10 protein-coding genes are annotated in these 13,138 nt (G+C 63.0%); 6 read left to right on the top strand and 4 right to left on the bottom strand.

Annotated elements, in window-relative coordinates; all coding sequences use genetic code 11:
* The first annotated feature begins 106 nt into the window (after positions 1–106).
* The gene (locus NLY36_RS00595) at positions 107–793 is read left to right on the top strand and encodes a Crp/Fnr family transcriptional regulator (RefSeq protein WP_023706835.1); all 687 of its coding nucleotides are present in this window, start codon (positions 107–109) and stop codon (positions 791–793) included.
* A 7-nt stretch (positions 794–800) separates the two neighbouring features.
* Here NLY36_RS00595 and NLY36_RS00590 read toward each other — a convergent pair whose 3' ends face one another.
* Both NLY36_RS00590 and NLY36_RS00585 read right to left on the bottom strand, forming a co-directional pair.
* Positions 801–5,123 carry a cytochrome P450 gene (locus NLY36_RS00590; protein WP_023736607.1) on the bottom strand — a complete coding sequence of 1,441 codons (4,323 nt, stop codon included), beginning with the start codon at positions 5,121–5,123 and terminating at the stop codon, positions 801–803.
* A gap of 129 nt (positions 5,124–5,252) precedes the next feature.
* Complete coding sequence (locus NLY36_RS00585; RefSeq protein WP_023690753.1) at positions 5,253–7,025, bottom strand: adenylate/guanylate cyclase domain-containing protein; 1,773 nt, start codon at positions 7,023–7,025, stop codon at positions 5,253–5,255.
* 357 nt (positions 7,026–7,382) lie between these two features.
* Here NLY36_RS00585 and NLY36_RS00580 point away from each other — a divergent pair, with 357 nt between their 5' ends.
* From NLY36_RS00580 to NLY36_RS00570, 3 genes are all read left to right on the top strand, one after another.
* Positions 7,383–7,640, top strand: coding sequence for a PepSY domain-containing protein (locus NLY36_RS00580; RefSeq protein WP_023668990.1), 258 nt, complete (start codon positions 7,383–7,385; stop codon positions 7,638–7,640).
* Positions 7,641–7,723: 83 nt separating this feature from the next.
* The gene (locus NLY36_RS00575; protein WP_023736606.1) at positions 7,724–8,464 is read left to right on the top strand and encodes a lysozyme inhibitor LprI family protein; all 741 of its coding nucleotides are present in this window, start codon (positions 7,724–7,726) and stop codon (positions 8,462–8,464) included.
* A 91-nt stretch (positions 8,465–8,555) separates the two neighbouring features.
* A complete protein-coding gene (locus NLY36_RS00570) occupies positions 8,556–9,026 on the top strand; it encodes a hypothetical protein (RefSeq protein WP_023668992.1) in 471 nt (156 codons plus the stop codon).
* 97 nt (positions 9,027–9,123) lie between these two features.
* Here the strand turns inward: NLY36_RS00570 and NLY36_RS00565 are convergent, their stop codons facing one another.
* Together NLY36_RS00565 and NLY36_RS00560 are read right to left on the bottom strand one after the other, a co-directional pair.
* Positions 9,124–11,004, bottom strand: coding sequence for a L,D-transpeptidase family protein (locus NLY36_RS00565; protein ID WP_023736605.1), 1,881 nt, complete (start codon positions 11,002–11,004; stop codon positions 9,124–9,126).
* 212 nt (positions 11,005–11,216) lie between these two features.
* Positions 11,217–11,963 carry a 3-oxoacyl-ACP reductase family protein gene (locus NLY36_RS00560; RefSeq protein ID WP_023736604.1) on the bottom strand — a complete coding sequence of 249 codons (747 nt, stop codon included), beginning with the start codon at positions 11,961–11,963 and terminating at the stop codon, positions 11,217–11,219.
* Between the two features lie 98 nt (positions 11,964–12,061).
* Here NLY36_RS00560 and NLY36_RS00555 point away from each other — a divergent pair, with 98 nt between their 5' ends.
* Both NLY36_RS00555 and NLY36_RS00550 read left to right on the top strand, forming a co-directional pair.
* Positions 12,062–12,670 (top strand): TetR/AcrR family transcriptional regulator, encoded by a 609-nt coding sequence (locus tag NLY36_RS00555; protein WP_023696142.1) that lies wholly within the window; start codon positions 12,062–12,064, stop codon positions 12,668–12,670.
* A gap of 62 nt (positions 12,671–12,732) precedes the next feature.
* On the top strand, positions 12,733–13,131 hold the full coding sequence (locus NLY36_RS00550) for a rhodanese-like domain-containing protein (RefSeq protein WP_023696143.1): 399 nt from the start codon (positions 12,733–12,735) through the stop codon (positions 13,129–13,131).
* The last annotated feature ends 7 nt before the right edge of the window (positions 13,132–13,138 follow it).

Raw genomic sequence — 13,138 nt, 5'->3', positions numbered from 1 at the left:
CAAGGCGTAATCGCAAGGGATGAACGCCGGCCTTTGACGCGGTGCACTCTTGCCTTAGACTTCGGCCCTTAAACTTCGCCGATTGCGGCAATTGGGAATTTGGAACATGGCTTTTGGCGGCCCAAACGACAGAAACGATCTGCCGCGCCTGGCACGCATCGATCCAAAGCTGTTCGATATCCTGTTCAGCGGCTGCAAGGCCGAGCGCTACGCCGCCGGCCAGCATCTGTTCGTCCAGGAAGACGCCGCCGACCGGATCTACGGGGTGATGAGCGGCACGGTGGAAATCTCGATCTATTCGCCTGGCGGGCAGAAGCTGGTGGCCAATATCGAGCTGTCGCGCAGCCTCGTCGGCGAGATCGGCGCGCTTGACGGGCGGCCACGCACCGCCACCGCCATCTGCCTGACCGCTTGCGAGCTGGTTTCGCTCAGCAGGACACAACTCTTTGATCGCATTGAGAGAAATCCACCGCTGGCACGCGCGATGATCGAACTTCTGTGCGCCCGGCTGCGCTGGGTCAGCGGCGAACTCGGCGACCAGGCCTTCTTCGGCATCGAGGCGAGGCTCGCCAAACGCCTGGTCTTCCTGGCCAAGGTGATGGCCGACAGCGCCGGCTGGATCCCGATCTCGCAATCGGAACTCGGAGAGTTCCTCGGCGCCACGCGCGAGTCCGTCAACAAGACGCTCAACGACTGGCGCAACCGCTCGTTCATTGCCATCAAACGCGGCGGGCTGCGTATCACGGACACCGGGGCACTGCGCCATATCGCCGAGTCGCAGGACGACGACTGACGCCGAATCAGAGCCGCGAAATCAGGTAGCGCAGCGCCGAGCGGCTGGGCATGAAGAAGTATCCACCCCCCTTGGTGGTGACGAATTGCGGCATGTCACGGAGCGTCGTGACCTTTTCCCATGACGGAATGGTGAACCTGCCATCACCGCCGCGCGAACCAATCGTCGGGTCCTTTTCAGCGACGAGGCCCTGGAACGTGGCCGACGAAACCCACGTCTGCTGAATGAATTCGTACTGGCGCTCTATGTCGGCGTTGAGGCACATGAACAGCAGCCCTTTTTCGACCTTGCCATTCTTGCCGTCCTGCTTCTCATAGGTACGGCCGACCCGCAGGATACGATGGCGCTTGCCGATATTGATCTGCGTATCGCGGTCCTCACCCAGCGAGTCGCGTGGGTTGGAACGGCGAATGTGGGCACCAAGCGGGCAGCGATGGCCTTGCGGATCCTCGGCGCCAGCGGCGAAGTTGTTGTCGATGACGCGTCCCGGATGATCGGGGTTGCGCACCAGCGAGCTGCCGTTCTGCCAGCGGCCGAGCATCTTGGCGGCAATCCAGTCTTGCGTGATGGCTTGGTTGCCGAGTTGGCTCGCGACCAAGGCTGCAGCCTTTTTGCAGTAGTTGTTGAAGACGTCGACGTGCTGCTCGAACTGGCGAATAACCAGGAATGAACCGTTGCGCCCGAAATCGCGCGGCGGTGGCGGCAGGCCCGGAATCAGCCGGCTACGGCGCACCTGCGAAAGGATTCCGGTCCGATCGCGTGATGCGCTTACCGAGGGCGAGGCTGGATAGAACCCATGCTCATCACGATAGCCGAACAGGAACTCGCCGGGCGCGACCAGATGCATGGGCGCGGCGCCCCTGCTGGCGCGGGTCGTGCCCCGGACAATCGGCTGCGAAATCCCGTCCGCGAAACCGAAATGCTCGTAGGCTGGCCCACGTTCCGACCGATCGTCACGCTTTGCCCCGTCGGACGATTTCGTCTTCGTGTCGGTCGGACCCCGGTTTACGGCGAGCGGCAGTTCGGCGACGACCTTCATGCCTGCACCGGTCGTCTTTCGTCTCACGGTGGCAATCTCGGTCTTCAACCGTCCCGGGTCTTCAGCATAGCAGACGATGACCAGGTCCACAGGGTTCTCCAACGACCCCCACTCCCATTCGTCCGGGCCGTCGCGGCCTCGGTCGTCCAGTATGCGCCCACGCTCGGGATTGCCCATGCCATGGCGAAAGGCGATCGGAAATGTTTCCAGTGGATCGCCCTCCACACCCTCGTCGAGCCCAAACTGCCGCAGGCCACCGGGACCAAAGGCGACTATCATAGCTCGCCCGGCGGGCCTGCCTTCGCCGAAACTCGTCTGCTCGACAACGAAATCGAGCCAGGCTCTGCGCTTGGGCGCCGGCAACTTGTCCGGCACCCGGATCGCAAGCATATGCGAATAAGCGAGCGGGCCGAGCGGGCCGAAGAAGATGGACTGGATCTCGCCGGTTTCCAGCTGCTGTTCGAGAGGCGCCGGAAAGGCAGAGCTGATATTGGCCAGCAGCGAAGTGGTCTTTTGAACGGTGGTCGTTTCGCTCGCCGGGCGCCGTAGCGAACCGAACAAGCTCAGCCAGTCGCGCGCCTCGTTGCCGACGGCGGAAGCAATGCCGCGCCTGACCCGGGAATTGATCCGGATGCGCTCTGTGTTGATTTGGGGATAGGCGGAGTACCAGAACAGGGTCGGCACCTGCTGGCGCCGCGCCCAGCGCTTGAAACGATCGCCGTCGCGCGCGCCGTCCAGGAACAGCCATCGTGTGCGTGGATAGCCCACGGTGTTGCTCCACACGCCGGTGAGGCCAGCGGACGCCTTGGCGATGAAGTCCTCAAGATAGCTTTCCCAGCTGCCGCCGTAGTTGGAGAAGAACATCAATCGGTTGGAGCCGGGCAGCAGTATCCAGCGGGCGAAATGGATGGTGTTGATGGTGTTGAGGAAGCCTGGCTTGAATACCTTCTGGGCAGCTATCGAGATCAGGTAGAAAGAAAACCTGAGCGCCAGCCGCCGCAGGATGCCGGCCTTCATCGTCGAAATCGCAGTCAGATGGTTCTGTGCCGCGTGGCCCTCCTTGACGAGTATCGCGTTCAATTCAGATATGCCGATCGATGTGCTTTCCGGCCGATCCCTGTCCTCGCGGCGTCGCAGCGCCAGCAAGCACGAAAACGCCAGCAGCGCCGCTGCCACCAACACTCCAAGTCCGGACAACAGAAGTGAGGTGATTGCCACGGCTATAGCGGTGAAGGAGATTTCCTGGGAACTGATGTCGATAGATCTGCCGAACACCACACTGTAGGTCATGTACCAGCAAGCAGCCCAGATGATCGCCACCGTGACGAAGACCGGTGGTACCAGCAACGTCGTCATCAGAGCACGGCCCCAATGACCCGGCGGCTTTTCCAGCAGGCTCTCGGCCGGCTCGAACGCCCAGGCAAACGTCTCTAATGACTGGACATGCTGGCGAACTTCAGCGAGCACGGCAGGAGCGTTGCCGGCGCCTTTGCGTGGCCGCTCGACGATGTCGCGCACGGCTTCGAAAAGCTGCTGCTCGGCCTTGATACGCTGGACCGAGTGCCCCGGCGTGCCCGAAAACACCAGTCCGGCATTGCTGCCGAAGGACGGCGATATGTCGACATTGTGCTTGCGCAGGAAATCGTTCAATGCGCCGCCATCGCGCAGATCGCAGACATCCTTGAAGATCGGCCGTAGCCGGTGCCCGATGGCGTGCGTGACCGCATCGATGACATCGTCGATGCTGCCGTCACCGGAAATCTCGAGAACCAGAGCTCCTTTTTCCTGACCGGAATCAGCGCCGATCTCGCCGGTGCCGACCACGGTCAGGCTGGTGAAGTGGACGGTGCCGGCAATGTCGAGCGCGGTGCGGATATCTTCGACGGCCGGGTTGCCGAGGCTGGCAACCTTGTCGCGGACAGCATCCAGCGACGCGGACCGGGTGACCGGGCAGACCACCGTCACCATAGACTGCGTTACGGTGCGGCAGAGTTCTGCCCGTTCGAAATCGACCTTGAGGGTTTCGGGATAGGCGCCGATGCGGGTCATCCGCCCGGCCTTGCCGGGCATGCGGCGCACGCCCTGCTTCTGGAACAGGGCGCGCAGGCTTTCGCCGATCTGGATCCTGGCAATCTCGGCGCCGATGCACTGATGAATGCCGTGGCCGAACACCATGTAGTCGCGATGCGGGCGCGATGTGTCGAACTGGTCCGGGTTCTGCACGGCGTCGGCATCGAACATCGCCGACAGCGTCGCCGGCATCACCACCGTGCCGGCCTTCACCAGGCGCTCGCGGCGCGTACCCTTGCCGATGATCGCGTCGCGGGCCGTGTAGCGCCAGGGGCCGACCCAGATCGGCTTGAAGCGCATGGCTTCAAGGACGGCCCTGTCGAGCTTGGCGGTATCGTTTTCGGCCAATGCGGCATCGATAGCCTGCCTTGCGTCGGGCCGCGACAGGATCACGTCGAGGCAATTGCCGGCGGCCAGCACATTGGTCGGGACGAAGCCGGCGATCATGCCCAGCATGATCGAATTGAGGTCGTCCCGCGACAGGCGGCCCTGATCCATCTGGACAACCAGCCTCGCCAGCGGTTGCTCGGCCTTCAAGCCCCGGTCCCTAGCCGACTGGATGGAGCGATCGATGACTTTGAGAAGACGGTCGCCCGCCACCACTGCGAGTTCGCGCATGACGGGGCTCGCCGTCGGGTCCGAAAAGAACAGCGCACTCAGCGCGATCGCCCAGTCGGCGAATTCGGATTCATCGTCGATCTCGACGCCGAAATAATCTCGACAGATATGCACCGGGACGATCTTCATCAACCTGGAGATCGCATCGAAGCCGGGGCTGGCGCGCGTCATGATCTCTTGCGAATGACGCGCTGCGATCGGCCTGACGGCGGCTTCGACCTCGGCCGGCGGGAATGCACTCAGCACCGACGATTTCATGCGCCGGTAGTCGGCGCCGTCCTGCATGCCGAGGATGAAGTTGGATCCCCGGGCAAGCTCGGTCATTTCCGGGCCGTATGGGGTCTGGAATTCGTCGCCGCGCTCCAATATGTCGCGGACATCGGCGTTCTTGGTGACCACGAGAACACCGAAGAGCTTGCCGGTCGGCCGGAAACGCCGCAACAAGGAAAGCGCCCAGCGGGGGTCTTCGGCCAGAGACCCGACGATGCGCGCAATCAGCCCTGTCTTGCGGATCCGGCCGAGATCGAAGGGCGGCATTTCCGACAGCGGGCGCTGGTTTTTCTGGGCCGCGCGAATAGCGTCGAAATACTTCAGTTTGGTCATGCGCGTTCAAGCCCCCCGGCTATCCACGTTATTGCGATGCCGGCCGTTCAAGGCCTAGGTTTGCATCGGTTGCACGTATGTGAATCTTTTCACAGTTGGTCCATGTTCCAGCCAGCACTGACGCCATGTTCATTTGGCCAGTTGGAAATTGGCGACGAGGAACTCGTTCGCGGCCTTGTCGGTGAACGGTATCCAGCGCACACGCTGTTCTGAAAAATCGGGATGCCGGGTTGTGAAAATGGTCATCTCGCGCCGCGCCTGTTCCGGCCGGCCGCTTCGCATCAGCGCGCCGATCTTCAGGAACCTGGAATAGAAATAGCCGGGAGACAGGTTGAGCGAGCGGTCAGCGGCAGCGATCGCCGCCGGCCAGTTCTCGACCAAACAATAGGCCGCCGTCAGTTCCCCCAGATTGTGGAAGCGGTAGAGGTCGAACGGGCTCAATCGCTCGGTATCGAGAAAGAACGGTATCGCGGTCGCGGCATTGCCGAGCAGCAGCTGGGCGCTGCCCATGGCCGAGCGCGCGAAGGCAAAGCTCGGATTGATGTGGATCGCTTCCTCGAGATGGTCGACGGCCGACCGCGGTTCGCCGCGCATGATGTCGACGGCGCCGAGATGGGCGTGCGGGCGCGCATCCAGGCTGTCCACCAGCAACGCCTTGCGGGCAAACTGCTCGACCTTGTTCAAATCGTCGCTGTCGCCGAAACGCAGCCATGCCCGCCAGAAATACCACCACGCCAGTTCGTTGAGCACGGCGCTCGAGTTGGCGTCCTCGCGGTAGGCCTTCTGGAAGAACTCGAGTGCGGTTTCGGTGTCGCCGCGGGTGCGCCGGTTCATGTGCCAGCGGCCCCGTCGCACCAGTTGCCAGGTCTCCAGGCTTTCCCAGGGAACCTGGAAGGTGCGTGCCTGTTCCGCCCGGTCGACCTCCTTGTCGAGGATCGAAACGATCTCAGCGCCGATCTGGTCGCGCAGGTTGAAGATGTCGACCAGATCGCGATCGAAGCGCTGCGACCACACCAGCCGCCCGTTGGACGCGTCGGCCAGCGAGGTGTTAAGGCGGATCTGGCCACCATTGCGCATCAGCGTGCCGCTGACGATGTAGCGCGCGCCGAGCGCGTTGCCGATCACCCGCGTGCCCAGCGTGTCGTCGCGGAACTGGAAGCTGGAGCCCTTGGCGATGACCGAGAGCCATCTGGTGTTGGAAAGACCATAGATGATGTCCTCGGCGATGCCGTCGGCCATGTAGCCGATGTCATGCTCGCCGCCATCGGCGTGGAAGGGCAGGACGGCGATCGCCGGCGGCCCCTTGGACGACAGCTTCTGCTGCGCATTGGCCTGGGGAATGGCGGCGAAAGACGCCGCCGGCGAGGATCCGTTGCCACTGCGGCCGGCGATCAGAACGCGCACCGGCAAGGCGATGTTCTTCAGCATGAATTCGCCGAGATCGGTGAATTCGGCCGCCGTCTTGTCCTTCACATGGTGCCAGGTCGTCTCCGAAACGGCGAGACCGTCGCCCGGCGCGAATTCCTGGATTCTCGCGGCGATGTTGACGTCGTCGCCGTAGAGGCGTCCACCACGCACGATGACGTCGCCGGTGTTGATGCCGGCCCGAAACGGCATGCGCATGTCGTCGGCAACCTCGGCGTTGAGGGCGACGATGCGGCCCTGGAAATCAAAGGCCGCGCGCAACGCCTCGATCGGATTGCCGAACTCGGCCATGATGCTGTCGCCGGCGTCGCCGAACGTGCGGCCGCCAAATGTGCCACAGCTGTCGGCGATGATGTCGCGCCGTTCCTCGAATGCCGCGACAGCAGACTCGTCGTCGATGCCCATCAGCCGGGAGAACCCGACGGCATCGATAGAAATGATTGTCGCCAGCTGACGGGTGTAGTTCCGTACAGCCATGTTCGAGCCCCCGCTCCCTTTCTGGTTCTGGTCCAGCACAGGCGACGACCCGTTCCTGAAACACTTCGCCGCGCGCTGAGAGATGAAGATTCCGGCGGGGTTGGCGCGCCATGCCACCCCGCCAGGACCAGAAGTCTAGCAGGGTCTTGGGCAAAGCTCTACCACCATCGGGTTGTCCAGCGCGGGCCGTGGCAGCACTCATGGTTGGCCGGCGGTTGGCGCAAATATTGGCGTGCCGTCGCTCTGAGCGCGGCGATCTAGGGCTTCACGGAAGCTGCGCGATGTCAGCTCTCGGAACAAACTGTGCTGCCTGCGAGTTTCCGGTGCGGTTCATACCAACGTGAAATGAGGGTAATCATGCGAAATCTTGTTCTGGCGACCGGTGTCGTCGTTCTTCTGGCCGGCTCGACGGCCTTTGCCGCGGATGACAGCCCACTGCCGCCGACGAATGCCCAGAAACTGTCGGCAATCATCGCCAAGGTCGAGCAGCGCGACGGCTTTCGCTATGTTAAGGAGGTCGACTGGGACAAGGACGGGTACACCGTCACCTATTACACCGCCGACAAGGCGAAAGTCGAAATCACCTTCGATCCCGTGACCGCCGAACCGAAATAGCGCCGATACCGCACCGCTTCGGCAATTCCGTCCGCCACGTTTTTTGCCTACGATGGTGGCAGTTGTCGGACAACGGGGCGACCATGCTTTCTTCCAATCGAATTGCCAACTCGCTTGCGCTTGTCGTCGCACTGGCTGGCGGGGCGGTCTGCCTTGGTCCAGCGCGTGCCGACGGGCCGTCCTTCGACTGCCGCAAAGCCAGCCTGCCGGTGGAAAAGGCGATCTGTGCCGACCCGCAACTGTCGGCAATTGATGCCTTGGTCGCCAAGGCCTTTACGGGTTTCGAGCCAGCCTTTGGCCGCGACAAGCGCAAGATCGCCCGTGCGCTTGTCGCCGACAGGAACGCCTGTGGGCAGGATGCCGCCTGCATCGTCAGCGCCCAGAACAATGCGCTGCAGACCTACGGCAATGCGCCGTCCTGGGTGCAGGATTACAACATCGCCCTGATCGGCAAGAAGGCGCTCGACACCGCGGCCCGCCATCCGGGCAGCCCCGACCAGCCCCTGCCCTCGTCGATCGGCCAATGCGCCTTGACCCACATCACCGCGCTGACGACGCGGCTCGGCGACGACCCGCTGGAAACCGCCGGCCCTGAAGCCGGCAGCCTGGCGCGGTTCAGCAATGGCGGCGCCGGGGTTTCCTACGAGCGGGAGCCTGGCCTTGCCAGTTCGAAAGCCGGCGATCCTGTCGTCATGTGCCTGATATCGATCCCGAGGGATTGTCCGCAGGGCGACGAGCGCGGGCGGGTCTATTACGGCGTCGACCTCACGATAAAAGGCACATGGGTTTTGCCGGATTCACAACATCTATGCGGCGGCGCCTGAAGATTTGCCGCAAAGCACTGCTGGATGCACTCTTGCGCCGATCCGCCTTTGATGGCTGAGTGCGCGTAACAGTTGCAGGGCACGGGGGTGCATGGCCATGGTTAAGCATGTTTTGAAGCGCATCCTGATGATGCTTGCCGGCTATTTCGTTTCGGTGCTGATCGGATTGTTCGCGGTCGTGGCGATATATTGCGCACTCGCCGTATTGCCCAACGCGCCGGACTATTTCGGCGCCATGCAATTTTCGCCCATTGTCGTGCTGCTGTGGCCGCCGCTCGGCATGGTCGTCTATTTCCTGACGATCGTGCTGACCGGCCTGCAGACGCTGATCTTCGCGCTGCTCGCCGAATTCTTTGCCCTGCGCAATTTCCTGGTGCACATGCTGTTTGGCGCCGCTGCCGCTGCAGCCGGCTTCTTCCTGGTCTGGCCGGCCGCGGAAGAGGATGCCGGACGCTGGGCCGATATCGGCATCATCGCCGCCGCCGGCCTCGTAGCCGGCCTGGTCTATTGGCTGATCGCGGGCCGCGACGCCGGCTTCCGGCGTCCGCTCATCCAGCGCTGATCGCAGGAAACGGGCGACCGTCTATCGGCCAAAAATCTAATAAAACCAGAGAGACAAAGTGAGTTCCTCGTTTCGTTGAACGAGGAACTCCGCTGGTTCAGCTCGTCGGCGAACGCACCGCTTCAGTCGCGTCCAGCGCCTGCATCAGCCGCGTGTCGCGGTCGTAGACGTCGTTGAAATATTCGACTTTGCCGGACAGGTCCGGCCAGGCAGTGAAGTAGGAGACATAGACGGGAATCGTGCGTGTCACGTCTTCGCTGGCATGGCCGTGCTTGAGCTTTTCGGCGATGTCGTCGACCGAGACGCCGAGCACCGCCGCCGCCATCCCACGTGGGTCCTGAAGGCGAATACAGCCATGGCTGAGCGCCCGCATATCGCGCTGGAAGAAGGATTTTTGCGGCGTGTCGTGCATGTAGATGGCGTGCTTGTTGGGGAACAGGATCTTCAGTTCGCCCAGCGCATTGGCTTCGCTCGGCTGCTGGCGCACGCTGTAGGGAATGTTGGCGCCGTAGGCGCCCCAATTGACCGAGGACGAGGGAACCCGCCTGCCGCGCGAATCGGTCACCTCGTAGCCGGCACGGTCGAGATAGCCCGGATCGCTACGCAGCCTTGGCAGCATCTCGTTGACGATGATCGACTGCGGCACGCCCCAATAGGGATGGAAATCGACCTGCTTGATCTCCTTGAAGAAGAAGGCGGTCTGGTTGGTGGTCCGGCCTATGACGACGCGGGTCTTCAGCTTCTCCTCGCCATTGTCGATATAGCTGGCGGTGAAGGCGGGCTGGTTGATGAAGACCCGCGGGCTACCAAGATCGGACGGCAGCCAGCGCAACTCTTCCAGCGCAACCTGCACCTTCTGCAGCCTGTCTGCCTTGGATGCGCCGGCGAGCGAGGCGACGGTGCGCGGGCCGATGACCCCATCGCCCTTCATGCCGGCCTTCACCTGCACGGCCTTGATGATCGGAACCAGTTCGGGAACATAGACATCGCTGGTGCCGAGACGAGACAAGATCTCGCCATAGGCGCCGCCCATCTCGTCGTCGAGATTGCGCGCGATCAGCGTCAGCAGCTTCGGCAGTTCGGCGCTGGTCTCGCCGGGCTTCAGCAACAGCTTGGGATCGACGACGATTTCGTTTTCGGCGCTCGCCTGCAGCGATTCAAGTTCGACGCGCAGCGCCTGATATTCCGCGTTCTGCGGGTGCCGCGATTCGAGGTAGGTGCGCACTTCCTGGGTGTGGGCCAGCGTCTTGAGCGCGCCTTCCATGTCGACCGGCTTCGGCGGAAATTCATAGTAGCCGGTGATGCGATTGGGATCGACGCGCCCGCTCTGGGCGTCACGGGCATAGCGCAGCACGCGCGCCGACAGCGCCATCTCGAAGCGCACGAGTTCCTTCAGATGGGCATCGGCATCGACTGCCGATGCGTTGGCTGCCGGCACCTCGACCGTGTAGTCGGCCGATGCGAGGCCATAGCTCGCGGCCTCGCCAAGCACCCTCACCGCGTCCTGGGCGCGGGCATTGGGATTGCCATCATTCACCCAGATGAAATCAGGATTGGCAGAGTAATAGGCAATCAGTGCCTTGGCGATATCGGGCTCGGCATAGAGTTCATAGTCGCTGAGGCCTGCAACGGCTTCACGGAAGGCAGTGCTGGTTGCCGACGGCACAAAGGCGGCGTCTTCAGCTGTTGCCACCTGGGGAGGTGCTGCCACCAATGCGGCAAAGTCGACGCGCACCAGCCGGTCGGCCTTGTAGGTGTAGTAGGACGGGCTGCTGATTCTGGTGCCGCCACCGCCCGATACGGCGGGCTTCGGCTTGCGCTTTGGCGGCGGCGGGAATTCGCCTTGCGGCCTGTGCTTGACGCCACCGCCGAACAGCATGTCGAACAGGCCTTGCGCGCTTGCCTGCGGCACACCGAAGGCCAGTGCTGCCGCCACTGCAAGCGGCATCACGGTGGCTTTATTTCCGAGGAATTTCATTAATCACCCGCTCCGGCTGCAAGCCGGCTCCCGTTCCGCGCCGCTAGACGATCTTGCCAACCGCATGGCGGATGTAAGGCGCTACCATACCGATTCATACCGATTTCGTTAAGCTTCCATAAATTTCCGCAGGCCTGTTGCAGAACGGTTTCACAACATCGTGACGTCTGGAGCGGCGTTGCCGCTCCAGACCGGTCAAAGCGGCTGCTGCTTCAGGCGTTGGCGCCACCGTCGATGGTGAGCGCGGCGCCGGTGACGAAGCGCCCTTCCGGACCGGCGAGCCAGGCAACCATGCCGGCGATCTCGTCAGCCTTGCCGAAGCGGGGCGTCGCCATCTTCCGCCGCTGGTGTTCGGCATGCGGGCCTTGGGCCGGGTTCATGTCGGTGTCGGTCGAACCGGGATGAACGACGTTGGCGGTAATGCCGCGCGGACCGAGGTCTCGCGCCAGCGCCTTGGTCAGGCCGACCAGCGCAGCCTTGCTGGTCGAATAGGCGCTGAGGCTGGTGTCGGTGACGCGCTCGGCCAGATTGCTGCCGATCGAAATGATGCGGCCGCCCTCGCCCATGTGAGCCGCTGCCGCCTTCGAGGCCACGAACGGCGCTCTCAGATTGACCTCAATGGTCTCGTCAAAGTCGGCCAGCGACATCTGTTCGATGGGCGCCGCGCGCCAGATGCCGGCGCTGTTGACCAGGATGTCGAGCCGGCCGAAGGCATTCACCGCCTCGGTGACCGAATTTTCGACGGCGGCAGCGTCGCGATTGTCGGCTTGGATGGCGATCGCGCGACCACCTGCCGCTATAATCTCGGCGACGACAGCTTGGGCCGGCGCCGCACTGTTGACATAGGTGATGGCGACGTCGGCGCCATCGGCCGCGAGCCGCTTGGCAATCGCAGCACCAATGCCGCGGCTGCCGCCGGTGACGAGTGCTGCCTTGCCGTTCAATCCATTCGCTGACATGTCATGCTCCTTTTATATAACGATCGATACATAAATCTGGCAACCTTGCCTGGCGACGTCAAGTGAATTATGTATCGGTCAACACAGAAAAGATCGTCATGCCGGAAAGAGGCCGTCCCCGCACCTTCGATCGAACCGCCGCCTTGCGGCAGGCGATGGAGCTGTTCTGGGCCAAAGGCTATGAGGGCACCTCGATCGCCGACCTGACCGCGGCGATGGGGATCAGCTCGCCCAGCCTCTATGCCGCCTTCGGCAGCAAGGAGGCGCTGTTTCTGGAAGCGACCGAGTATTACACCCGCAACGAAGGCACCGAGATCTGGAGCGCGCTGGACGAAGCGCCGACGGCATGCCAGGCGATCGAGAATTTCCTGCGCCAGACGGCAAAAGCGTACTCTCAGGACGACCGCCCGCAGGGCTGTCTCATCGCGCTGGGCGCACTGCACAAGGATTCAAGCAGCGGCGCGATCTGCGATGATTTGCGCCGCCGCCGCGCCGAAAACCACACCCTCTTGCTGAGACGGCTGGAACGCGGTGTGGCGGAAGGCGAATTGCCGGCGGGCTTCGACAGCAACGCGGCGGCGACCTTCTATGCGACGGTCCAGCACGGCATGTCGATCCAGGCCCGCGACGGCGCCTCGTGCGACGCGCTGATGGCCACAGTGGCCGGAGCGATGGCGGCGTGGCAGGGGCTGGTCGGAACAGCGTGACAAAGCGCGGAGCTTGTGCTGGAAATCCAGTCGGCGGCGAAATGCGCCGGGAGGGATCATCCGTGAAAAAAGGGTATCGCGAGTTGCTCGACGAGGCCAATGCCGAGATCGAGGTGGTCTCGCCCGAGGAAGCGGCCGGGCTGCTCGACGACGAGGACACCATCTTCGTCGACCTGCGCGATCCACGCGAGATCAAGCGGGACGGCCAGATCCCCGGCGCCAAACATGTCACTCGCGGCATGCTGGAATTCTGGATCGATCCCGAAAGCCCCTACCACAAGCCGTTCTTCGCCTCGGGCAAGAGCTTTGTCTTCTTTTGCGCGGGCGGCTGGCGCTCGGCGCTGGCCACCAAGACGGCGCAGGATATGGGGCTGTCGCCGGTCAAGCACATCCTTGGCGGCTATACCGCCTGGAAGGCGGCCGGATTGCCCGTCGAGCCGGGCGGCAAGAAGAAGGGCTAGCTCACCG

The sequence above is a fragment of the Mesorhizobium sp. C399B genome, from assembly GCF_030323185.1.
GTDB lineage: Bacteria > Pseudomonadota > Alphaproteobacteria > Rhizobiales > Rhizobiaceae > Mesorhizobium.
Note: the sequence above shows the minus strand (reverse complement) of the source record. Positions and strands in the feature narration are given on the sequence as shown.

Bases quoted from the DNA above. Each gene is read 5' to 3' on its own strand.
- NLY36_RS00595 (WP_023706835.1), top strand. From the start codon at position 107: ATGGCTTTTGGCGGCCCAAACGACAGAAACGATCTGCCGCGCCTGGCA.
- NLY36_RS00590 (WP_023736607.1), bottom strand. From the start codon at position 5,123: ATGACCAAACTGAAGTATTTCGACGCTATTCGCGCGGCCCAGAAAAAC.
- NLY36_RS00585 (WP_023690753.1), bottom strand. From the start codon at position 7,025: ATGGCTGTACGGAACTACACCCGTCAGCTGGCGACAATCATTTCTATC.
- NLY36_RS00580 (WP_023668990.1), top strand. From the start codon at position 7,383: ATGCGAAATCTTGTTCTGGCGACCGGTGTCGTCGTTCTTCTGGCCGGC.
- NLY36_RS00575 (WP_023736606.1), top strand. From the start codon at position 7,724: ATGCTTTCTTCCAATCGAATTGCCAACTCGCTTGCGCTTGTCGTCGCA.
- NLY36_RS00570 (WP_023668992.1), top strand. From the start codon at position 8,556: ATGGCCATGGTTAAGCATGTTTTGAAGCGCATCCTGATGATGCTTGCC.
- NLY36_RS00565 (WP_023736605.1), bottom strand. From the start codon at position 11,004: ATGAAATTCCTCGGAAATAAAGCCACCGTGATGCCGCTTGCAGTGGCG.
- NLY36_RS00560 (WP_023736604.1), bottom strand. From the start codon at position 11,963: ATGTCAGCGAATGGATTGAACGGCAAGGCAGCACTCGTCACCGGCGGC.
- NLY36_RS00555 (WP_023696142.1), top strand. From the start codon at position 12,062: ATGCCGGAAAGAGGCCGTCCCCGCACCTTCGATCGAACCGCCGCCTTG.